Source organism: Microbacterium sp. bgisy189, from assembly GCF_057707225.1.
The window spans coordinates 24,054-33,765 of the sequence record NZ_JBYIPT010000016.1; the positions used below are offsets into that span (position 1 = coordinate 24,054).

12 protein-coding genes are annotated in these 9,712 nt (G+C 68.1%); 2 read left to right on the plus strand and 10 right to left on the minus strand.

Features of this window, described 5'->3' with window-relative positions:
* Window positions 1–6: 6 nt before the first annotated feature.
* The 6 genes from AC3ENX_RS14410 to atpB all read right to left on the minus strand — a co-directional run bounded on the left by AC3ENX_RS14410 (window position 7) and on the right by atpB (window position 5,039).
* A complete protein-coding gene (locus tag AC3ENX_RS14410; RefSeq protein ID WP_434812432.1) occupies window positions 7–909 on the minus strand; it encodes a F0F1 ATP synthase subunit gamma in 903 nt (300 codons plus the stop codon).
* Between the two features lie 33 nt (window positions 910–942).
* Window positions 943–2,583, minus strand: coding sequence for a F0F1 ATP synthase subunit alpha (gene atpA, locus AC3ENX_RS14415; RefSeq protein ID WP_434812433.1), 1,641 nt, complete (start codon window positions 2,581–2,583; stop codon window positions 943–945).
* 69 nt (window positions 2,584–2,652) lie between these two features.
* Window positions 2,653–3,441: a F0F1 ATP synthase subunit delta gene (locus AC3ENX_RS14420; protein ID WP_434812434.1), complete on the minus strand. Its 789-nt coding sequence runs from the start codon at window positions 3,439–3,441 to the stop codon at window positions 2,653–2,655.
* Window positions 3,441–3,992: a F0F1 ATP synthase subunit B gene (locus tag AC3ENX_RS14425; RefSeq protein ID WP_434812435.1), complete on the minus strand. Its 552-nt coding sequence runs from the start codon at window positions 3,990–3,992 to the stop codon at window positions 3,441–3,443. Before AC3ENX_RS14425 ends, AC3ENX_RS14420 begins: the two co-directional genes overlap by 1 nt.
* 30 nt (window positions 3,993–4,022) lie before the next feature.
* Window positions 4,023–4,256, minus strand: coding sequence for an ATP synthase F0 subunit C (gene atpE / locus AC3ENX_RS14430; protein ID WP_144807427.1), 234 nt, complete (start codon window positions 4,254–4,256; stop codon window positions 4,023–4,025).
* Window positions 4,257–4,298: 42 nt separating this feature from the next.
* Window positions 4,299–5,039, minus strand: coding sequence for a F0F1 ATP synthase subunit A (gene atpB, locus AC3ENX_RS14435; protein WP_434812444.1), 741 nt, complete (start codon window positions 5,037–5,039; stop codon window positions 4,299–4,301).
* Here atpB and AC3ENX_RS14440 point away from each other — a divergent pair.
* The gene (locus tag AC3ENX_RS14440; RefSeq protein WP_434812436.1) at window positions 4,977–5,162 is read left to right on the plus strand and encodes a hypothetical protein; all 186 of its coding nucleotides are present in this window, start codon (window positions 4,977–4,979) and stop codon (window positions 5,160–5,162) included. The genes atpB and AC3ENX_RS14440 overlap by 63 nt on opposite strands.
* A gap of 59 nt (window positions 5,163–5,221) precedes the next feature.
* Here AC3ENX_RS14440 and AC3ENX_RS14445 read toward each other — a convergent pair whose 3' ends face one another.
* Genes AC3ENX_RS14445 through prmC form a run of 4 tightly spaced genes read right to left on the minus strand, consistent with a single transcriptional unit; the run spans window position 5,222 to window position 8,569 of the window.
* Window positions 5,222–5,728: a Cg1360 family ATP-synthase-associated protein gene (locus tag AC3ENX_RS14445; RefSeq protein ID WP_434812437.1), complete on the minus strand. Its 507-nt coding sequence runs from the start codon at window positions 5,726–5,728 to the stop codon at window positions 5,222–5,224.
* Window positions 5,725–6,906: an MraY family glycosyltransferase gene (locus tag AC3ENX_RS14450; protein WP_434812438.1), complete on the minus strand. Its 1,182-nt coding sequence runs from the start codon at window positions 6,904–6,906 to the stop codon at window positions 5,725–5,727. The genes AC3ENX_RS14445 and AC3ENX_RS14450 overlap by 4 nt, the downstream gene beginning before the upstream one ends.
* On the minus strand, window positions 6,903–7,625 hold the full coding sequence (locus AC3ENX_RS14455; protein ID WP_434812439.1) for an L-threonylcarbamoyladenylate synthase: 723 nt from the start codon (window positions 7,623–7,625) through the stop codon (window positions 6,903–6,905). Before AC3ENX_RS14455 ends, AC3ENX_RS14450 begins: the two co-directional genes overlap by 4 nt.
* Window positions 7,626–7,681: 56 nt before the next feature.
* A complete protein-coding gene (prmC, locus tag AC3ENX_RS14460; RefSeq protein ID WP_434812440.1) occupies window positions 7,682–8,569 on the minus strand; it encodes a peptide chain release factor N(5)-glutamine methyltransferase in 888 nt (295 codons plus the stop codon).
* Window positions 8,570–8,675: 106 nt separating this feature from the next.
* On the opposite strand from prmC, the gene cysK reads away from it, so the two are divergent.
* Window positions 8,676–9,629: a cysteine synthase A gene (gene cysK, locus AC3ENX_RS14465; RefSeq protein ID WP_434812441.1), complete on the plus strand. Its 954-nt coding sequence runs from the start codon at window positions 8,676–8,678 to the stop codon at window positions 9,627–9,629.
* Window positions 9,630–9,712 lie beyond the last annotated feature (83 nt).

Here is a 9,712-nt window from a genome sequence, read left to right on the forward strand (position 1 = left end):
GTGGTCTTACTTGCCCGATGCCAGGGCGTCGGCGCCGCCGACGATCTCGGCGATCTGCTGCGTGATCTCGGCCTGACGCGCGTTGTTGCGCAGGCGGGTGTAGTCGGTGATGAGCTTGTCGGCATTGTCGCTGGCCGACTTCATCGCCTTCTGGGTCGCGGCGTGCTTCGCGGCCGACGACTGCAGCAGCGCGTTGAACACGCGGCTCTGCACGTACACCGGCAGCAGTGCGTCGAGCACGACCTCGGGGCTCGGTTCGAACTCGTACAGCGGGTACACCTGGTTCGAGGCGGGCTCGTCATCGGATGCCTCGACGACCTCGAGCGGCAGCAGGCGCACCGTCTCGGGGGTCTGGGTCATCATGCTGACGAAGCGGTTGTACACGAGGTGGATCTCGTCGACGCCGCCGTCTTCGCCGCCACGGTCGTAGGCGTCCAGCAGCGCGCTGGCGACCTGCTCGGCCGTGTTGAAGTGCGGCGTGTCGGTGTCACCCGTCCACTCCCCTGCGGACGACATGCGGCGGAACTGGAAGTAGCCCACCGCCTTTCGTCCGACCAGGAAGTACACCGGCTCGCGACCCTCGGAGCGCAGCAGCTCGCCGAGCTGCAGGCCCTCGCGGAGGATCTGCGAGTTGAAAGCGCCCGCGAGTCCTCGGTCGGAGGCGAAGATCACGACGGCGGAGCGGCGGATGACCTCACGCTCGGTGGTGAGCGGGTGCTGGACGTTCGAGTGCGTCGCCACGGCGGAGACGGCACGCGTCACGGCCCGCGCGAAGGGCGAGGACGCGCGCACGCGCGCCATCGCCTTCTGGATGCGCGAAGCCGCGATGAGTTCCATCGCCTTCGTGATCTTCTTGGTCGTCTGAGCAGAAGAGATCTTCTGCTTGTAGACCCGGAGTTGTGCGCCCATAAGTTCTTCGTCTCAGTTGCGGAACCGGCGGCCTCAGCCGCGGCGGCCCTTGACGATCTTCTCCTGGTTCACGTCATCGACATCCGCTGCCTGGTGCTCTTCGTGACCCGGCTTGTTGATGGCCTGGCCCTTGCCGCCCTGGAACTCCAGGGTGAAGGCGTCGGTGACCTTCTCGAGCTCGGCGACCGTCTCGTCGGAGAGGACGTTGGTCTCACGCAGCGTGTCGAGGATCGACGTGTTGCGCTTGAGGTAGTCCAGCAGCTCGCGCTCGAAGCGGAGTACGTCCTCGACCTCGATCGTGTCGAGCTTGCCGTTGGTGCCGGCCCAGATCGAGACGACCTGCTCCTCGACGGGGTACGGGTCGTACTGCGGCTGCTTGAGCAGCTCGGTCAGGCGTGCACCGCGGTCGAGCTGACGACGCGAGGCTGCGTCGAGGTCGGAGGCGAACATCGCGAACGCCTCGAGCGAGCGGTACTGGGCGAGCTCGAGCTTGAGCGTTCCCGAGACCTTCTTGATCGACTTGACCTGGGCGTCACCGCCGACTCGCGAGACCGAGATGCCCACGTCGACCGCGGGACGCTGGTTCGCGTTGAACAGGTCGGACTGCAGGAAGATCTGGCCGTCGGTGATCGAGATCACGTTGGTCGGGATGTACGCCGACACGTCGTTGGCCTTGGTCTCGATGATCGGGAGACCGGTCATCGATCCCGCACCGAGCTCGTCGGAGAGCTTCGCGCAACGCTCGAGCAGACGCGAGTGCAGGTAGAAGACGTCACCCGGGTAGGCCTCACGGCCCGGCGGGCGGCGCAGCAGCAGCGACACGGCGCGGTAGGCCTCGGCCTGCTTCGACAGGTCATCGAAGATGACGAGCACGTGCTTGCCGCCGTACATCCAGTGCTGACCGATGGCAGAGCCGGTGTAGGGGGCCAGGTACTTGAAGCCGGCGGGGTCGGATGCGGGAGCCGCGACGATCGTGGTGTACTCGAGGGCGCCTGCCTCTTCGAGCGCGCCCTTCACCGAAGCGATGGTCGAGCCCTTCTGGCCGATGGCGACGTAGATGCAGCGGACCTGCTTGGTGACGTCGCCCGAGTCCCAGTTGGCCTTCTGGTTGATGATCGTGTCGATCGCGATGGCGGTCTTGCCGGTCTGGCGGTCGCCGATGATGAGCTGACGCTGGCCGCGGCCGACGGGGATCATCGCGTCGATGGCCTTGATGCCGGTCTGCATCGGCTCGTGCACGCTCTTGCGCTGCATGACGCCGGGCGCTTGCAGTTCGAGGGCACGACGACCCTCCGACGCGATCTCGCCGAGACCGTCGATCGGGTTGCCGAGCGGGTCGACGACGCGGCCGAGGTAGCCGTCACCGACGGGGACCGAGAGGACCTCGCCGGTGCGCGACACCTTCTGGCCGGCCTCGATGCCGGCGAAGTCGCCGAGGATGACGACACCGATCTCGTGCTCGTCCAGGTTCAGCGCGAGGCCCTCGACGCCGTTCTCGAAGCGCACGAGCTCGTTCGCCATGACGCCGGGCAGACCCTCGACGTGGGCGATACCGTCGGCGGCGTCGATGACGGTGCCGACCTCGGTCGCGGCGGCCCCGGTGGGCTCGTAGGCCGCGACGAAGTCTTTCAGCGCGTCCCGAATGACGTCGGGGCTGATGGAGAGTTCTGCCATGGTCTTCCTTTGTTGTGGAAATCGGGTGCGGGTGTGGCGCCCGCGTATCCGCTCGGTGAGCGGGAAGTGTCAGCCCGCCAGCCGCTGACGCAGGTCGCTGAGGCGGGAGGAGATGGTGGCGTCGATGATCTCGTCGCCGAGTTCGACACGGATGCCGCCGACGACGGTCGGGTCGATGACGACGTTCAGCGTCACGTCGCCGCCGGTTCGCTGCGCGAGCAGCGCCTGCAGGCGGCCGCGCTGCTGGTCGCCGAGCGCGATGGCCGAGTAGACGGTCGCGACCCTACGGCCGCGCTGGTCTGCAACCAGTCGCATCGCCCAGCTCAGCAGCGCGCGGACGCGTCGGTCGCGCGGCTGCTGCACGAGCGACGACACGACGAGCGTCGTCGCGTCGCTGGCACGGCCGTTCAGCAGCTTCTCGATGAGCGCACCCTTCGCGGACGCGTCGCCGAGGCGGCTGCCGAGTGCGAGTTCGAGCTCGGGGTTCGCCGCGACGGTGCGGGCGACGCCGAACAGCTCGCCCTCGACGTCGACGTCTGCCGACGCCGTGGCCGCTGCGCGGATCGCGAGTTCTTCGATGCCGGTGACCAGGTCGGCGGGCGAGGACCAGCGCTGGCCGGCCGCGACGTCGAGCACGGACACGGTCGCGGGCTTGAAGGCGCCGAAGACGGCTCCCACGACCTTGCGACGGGCTGCGGGGTCGGCTGCAGCGTCAGCGATGGCCCCGGACAGCGGCGACGAGTCGCCGAGTGCCCGGGCCGCCGCGAACAGCTCGCGGGCCACGTCAAGGTCGACGCCGGACGCGGCGCGCAGCGCCGTCGTGGTCGCCGCCAGTGCCTGAGTGGTCGCGCTGCCCATTACTTCGCCTTCTCGGAAGCCTCGAGGTCCGCCAGGAAGCGGTCCACGACGGCCTGTGCCTTCGCGTCTTCCGACAGCGTCTCGCCGATGACGCCGCCCGCGAGGTCGAGGGCGAGGGTGCCCACCTCGCTGCGCAGCGACACGAGCGCCGTCTGACGCTCGGCCTCGATCTGCGTGTGCGCCGTCGCGGTCAGACGCGCGGCCTCTGCGGACGCGGTCTCCTTCGCCTCGGCGACGATCTTCTTGCCGTCCTCGCGAGCGGCATCGCGGATCTCGCCGGCCTCCTTGCGGGCCGAGGCCAGCTGCGCGCTGTACTCCTCGAGCGCCGCTTCGGCCTTGCGCTGAGCCTCGTCGGCCTTGGCGATGTTGCCCTCGATGGCAGCGGCTCGTTCGTCGAGCAGCGCCTTCATCTTCGGGAGCGCGACGCGCCAGAAGACGAAGAGGATGACGACGAAGCAGACCGCCGACCAGATGATGTCGTACCAGGCGGGGATGAGCGGGTTGTGGGCCTCGCCCTCCTCCGCCGCGTACGCGACAAGAGCGTTGAGCATCCTGTCTCCTTCGGAACTGGTGGCGGGTGCTTACTGGAAGATGAAGTAGGTCGCGATGCCGATGAAGGCGAGCGCCTCGGTGAAGGCGATACCGATCCACATCAGGACCTGCAGGCGGCCGGCCAGCTCAGGCTGACGAGCGACACCCTCGATCGTCTTGCCGACGACGATGCCCACACCGATGGCGGGGCCGATTGCGGCGAGGCCGTAGCCCATCGTCGCGACGTTGCCCTCGAGGGCGGCGAGAACCGTAGTTGCGTCCACGGGGTTTTTCCTTTCGGTTGTGGGCGGCAGTTGCCGTCCCGATCAGTGCTCTTCTGCGACCGCGAGCTGGATGTAGACCGCGGTGAGGATAGCGAAGACGTACGCCTGGAGGAAGGCCACCAGGAGTTCGAACAGCGTGTAGGCGAATCCGGCGGCGAGCGTGCCCGCACCGAGTGCCGACCACCAGCCGCCCATCTCGACGATGAAGAAGTGCGTGGCGGCGAAGAACAGCACCAGCATGAGGTGCCCGACGATCATGTTCATCAGCAGTCGGAGGGTCAGCGTGACCGGACGGATGATGAAGGTCGAGATGATCTCGAGCGGCGTGACGATGAGGTAGAGCACCGGCGGCACACCCGACGGGAAGAGCGCGTTCTTGAAGAAATTCTTCGGGCTCTTCTTGATGCCTGCGTAGATGAAGGTGACGTAGCTCACGATCGCGAGCAGCAGCGGCACGGCGATGATGCTCGTGCCTGCGATGTTCATGAACGGGATGACACCCGTGAGGTTCATGAACAGCACCATGAAGAAGATCGTGGTGAGGATCGGCAGGAACCGCTGGCCGTCCTTCTTGCCGAGCAGGTCTTCGGCGATGTTCTTGCGAACGAAGTCGAGACCCATCTCGACGAGACTCTGGAATCGACCCGGCACGACCGTCATGCGACGCGTGCCGAGCCAGAAGATCAAGACGATCGCGAGCGTCGCGACGATCTGGATCAGATGGATGCGGTTGATGACCAGATCACCGATCTGGAAGACCGCTTCGGGGAAGAACTCATCGATCGACGGGCCGTGGAAGACCGGGCCTTCTTCGGCAGAGGTGGCGATCAGGGTCGCAGCTTGAGTAAACAGCGCTGGCTCCAGCTTCGGGGCATCGGCGTGAACCGAGGCGACGATGGTCGGTGAGCGTGACTCCGCGCACGCTCAAGGAGCGGCGGCGGGCTCTGAGGACAGCCTATCAAACCTCAGCGGTCATCCCCGCCGGTCGGAGGGGGTGCCTGCCCGCCGTCTGCGGCCTCGGCATCCGCAGTCGTCGGAAGGGTGACGTCGCTGACGTGGGGAATGCGCATCTTGAGCATGACGACGACGTCGATCGCGAGCGAGACGAGCACGCTGGCGACGAGCGCGACGAAGAAGATCGTGCCGTTGAGCCACGGCTGATCCCGCAGCACGAGCAGCACGATGATGAACGCCGCGAACTTCACGACCCACGCCCCCATCACGAGGCCGAAGAAGATCGGCACGTAGAGCGCGTCGCCGTACCAGCGGTTGGCGACGAGGATGCTGATGCCGGTGAGTGAGAGGAACAGCGCGCCCAACAGCACGGCGACCAGCGCGCTCCACAGTCCCTCCGCACCGCCCACGGCGAAGCCGATCCCGCCGCCGGCCACGATCAGGACGACCGTCGCGATCGCCGACCACGCGAGCGTGGTGCGAAGCACGGGGGTGCTCGAGACGGTGGGGCGGGTCATGTGGGAATCCTCTCGTGGGCCACGTCGACCTCGAGGGGCGCGCGGGAAGCGGTTCGGGCGGGCAGAAGGGTGACGGCCAGGCAGGCGGCGGCCCCGAGCACGAGGAAGACGATGCCGGGCCAGTAGCCGCCCGGCAGGTCCTGCGTCGTGCCGATGTACATGAGCAGCACGGCCAGGCTCACGACGGCGGTCCAGGCGTAGAAGATGAGCACCGCATCGCGGTCGCTGTGCCCCATGTCGAGCATGCGGTGATGCAGGTGCTTTCGGTCGGCACTGAACGGCGACTTGCCCTGCGCCATCCGGCGGATCACGGCCATGCCGAAATCGAGCAGCGGCAGCAGCACGACCACGACCGGCAGCAGGATCGGGATGAACGCACCGAGCAACTGGGAGCGCCCGAACAGATCGTTGTTGCCGAGGAGATTCTGCGGCAGGTTTGCGGTCATCGCGATCGCCGCACAGGCCATCAGCAGCCCGATCATCAGCGCGCCGGCATCCCCCATGAACATGCGGGCCGGGTTCCAGTTCAGTGGAAGGAAGCCCAGGCACACCGCGACGAGCACGACGGCGATGAAGGATGCGAGGTTCGCATAGCTCGTGCTCGTCACATCGAAATCGCGCACGAGGAGGTACGTGTACGCGAAGAAGACGAGGTTCGCGATCAGGGCCACGCCGGCGACGAGTCCGTCGAGTCCGTCGATGAAGTTGATCGCGTTCATCACGACGACGATCGCGAGCACCGACAGGAGGAAGCTCTGCCAGCTGGAGACGACGATCAGCCCACCGAGCGGCAGGGCGAAGATCTGGAATCCGCCGGGGCCGACGACGATTCCGGCGACCAGGAACTGGGCCCCGAGCTTGATCATCCAGTCGAGGTCCCACAGGTCGTCGGCGAGTCCGACGAGCACGATGATCAACGTCGCACCGAGGAGCGCCCAGATCGGGACGGGCTCCTCCCAGAACGTCGCGAAGTACGGCACCTGGGTCGACAGCGCGAACGCCGCGACCACACCGAGGAACATCGCGACGCCGCCCAGACGGGGCGTCGGGCGCGCATGCACGTCGCGCGCACGGATCGCCGGATAGATGCGGTAGCGCAGGCCGATGCGCCACACCACCCACGACAGCGCCAGGGTGATGACCGCCGTCAAGATGACGACGAAGACGTAGTGCTTCACGCAGATCCGCCGGCGTCGACGGGCTCGTCGGCCGCTTCGGGCTCACCGTCGGATTGCTCGTCAGGCTCCAGCAGATCGCCGAGCACGTCCTGCAGTTCGTCACGGCTCACCGCGCCGTCGCGCAGCACCCGCACACCCCGCTCCCCCGTCACGAGCCCCGTCGCATCGATGATCGTGGACGCGATGCCGTGATCGGACGGTCCGCCGTCGACGTAGACAGCGACGCTGTCGCCGAGCATGTCCATCGCGTCGTCGATCGCGACGGCCGCGGGCCGGCCGGTGAGGTTCGCCGATGAGACCGCGAGCGGTCCGCACTCCTCGAGGAGTTCGAGCGCGATGTGGTGATCGGGCATGCGCACCGCGACGGTGCCGCCGGTGTCACCGAGATCCCATGACAGCGATGGCTGCGCAGGCAGGACGATCGTCAGTCCGCCCGGCCAGAAGCGCTCGACGAGACGTTCGACGGGCTCGGGGACCTCAGCGACCAGCGCCCGCATCGTGGTCAGCCCCGCCACCAGCACCGGCGGCGGCGACTGACGCCCGCGCCCCTTGGCTGCAAGGAGCTTTGCGACCGCGGGAGCGCTGAAGGCATCGGCGGCGACGCCGTACACCGTGTCGGTCGGCATGACGATGAGCTGCCCGCGGCCGATCGCGTGGCGCGCCTGACGCATCCCGGGCAGCAACTGCGCCGGATCGCGGCTGTCGAAGAGGTCGGACATGTCGACTCCAGTCTACGGCGGGCCCACCGCGGCCTGCGCTGAGGGCCTGCGCCGCGTCAGGGGCGGATCGCGGTGGTCGCGCGATCGCGCATCGTGAGATCGGGATGCGTCGCGGCTGCGCGCCACCCTTCGGCGGTCAGCAACTCGCGGATCGGTGCGCCCTGCCATTCCCCGTGCTCGATGACGAGCGTGCCGCCGGGATGCAGCAGCCTCCGCCCGACGGCGGAGAGGACGCGGACGACATCGAGACCGTCGGCACCGCCGTACAAGGCCGACGGCGGATCCCACAGACGCACCTCGGGATCGCGCGGGATCGCATCGTCTGGCACGTACGGCGGGTTGGAGACCACGACGGAGACGATGCCGTCGAGCTCGGGGAAGGCGTGCTCGAGGTCGATGAAGGCGAGCCGGGCATTGTCGGCACCGACGCGCTCGAAGTTCTGCGCGGCCCACACGAACGCGTCGACCGCGTTCTCCGCCGCGTGCACCTGCGCATGCGGCACCTCGGTCGCAAGCGAGAGCGCGATCGCCCCGGACCCGGTACCGAGGTCGACCGCGATCGGCGTCGCCGTCGCTGCCGCGCGAAGCGCGTCGATACCGAGCTGCGCGACCATCTCGGTCTCCGGTCGGGGCACGAAGACGCCGGGACCCACCGCCAACTCCAGATGACGGAACGGTGCGGTGCCCGTCAGATGCTGGAGCGGCTCACGCGCCTCGCGTCGCGCGACGAGCTCTTCGAGGCGCTGCTCGTGCGCCGCGTCGACCGTGTCGCCGCGCAACGCCGCAGCCGACAGCGCGCCTCGACCGACGCCCAGCACATGCGCAGCGAGCAGTTCGGCGTCGACGTCAGGCGTCGGAACGCCTGCAGCAGCCAGTCGTTCGGCGATCAGGCGCAGCAGCTCGGACAGGCGGGCGGGGGTTCGGGAGTCGTCAGGAGGGTTCATGGCCGCAGACCAGAATAGTCGTGACAGAACGTCACAAACGATGCGGGAATGCACCGCGCACCTAGGCTTGTTGACCACCACAGGACCCCACCCGAAAGGCCATGACATGCCCGCACCGGTCACCCACGGCATCCACGCCGACATCACGAGCGCCTACGGCAACACGCCGCTGGTGCGTCTGAACCGTGTCAGCGAGGGCCTGCCCGGCACCGTGCTCGCCAAGCTCGAGTTCTACAACCCCGCATCGTCGGTCAAGGACCGCCTGGGCATCGCGATCGTCGACGCCGCCGAGGCATCGGGGGCCCTGCAGCCCGGCGGCACGATCGTCGAGGGCACCAGCGGCAACACCGGCATCGCCCTGGCGATGGTGGGCGCCGCGCGCGGCTACCGCGTCATCCTCAGCATGCCCTCGTCGATGTCGATCGAGCGTCGCCTGCTGCTCAAGGCCTACGGTGCCGAACTCGTCCTCACCGACCCCGCCCTCGGCATGAAGGGCGCGGTCGCCAAGGCCGAGGAGATCGCCGCCGAGACCCCCGGCGCCGTGCTCGCCCAGCAGTTCGCGAACCAGGCGAACGTCGAGATCCACCGCACCACCACCGCCGAGGAGATCATCCGCGACACCGACGGCAACGTGGGCTACTTCGTCGCCGGCATCGGCACCGGCGGCACCATCACCGGTGTCGGCCAGGTGCTGAAGGACCGCATCCCCGAGGCCAAGGTCGTCGCCGTCGAGCCGGCCGACTCGCCGCTGCTGACCAAGGGCACCCCCGGACCGCACAAGATCCAGGGCATCGGCCCGAACTTCATCCCGCCGATCCTCGACCAGGGCGTCATCGACGAGGTGCAGGACGTCGCATTCGACGACGCGATCGCCACCGCGCGCGAGGTCGCCACGAAGGAAGGCATCCTCGTCGGCATCTCCTCGGGTGCCGCCGTCTGGGCCGCCCTCCAGGTCGCTGCGCGCCCCGAGGCCGAAGGCAAGAACATCGTCGTTGTCATCCCGTCGTTCGGCGAGCGCTACCTCTCGACCGCGCTGTACGAGCACCTGCGCGAGGACTGAGCTGTTGGGGGGGGGGGGGGGGGGGGGGGGGGGGGGGGGGGGGGGGGGGAGGGGGGGGGGGGGGAGGGGGGGGAGGGGGGGGG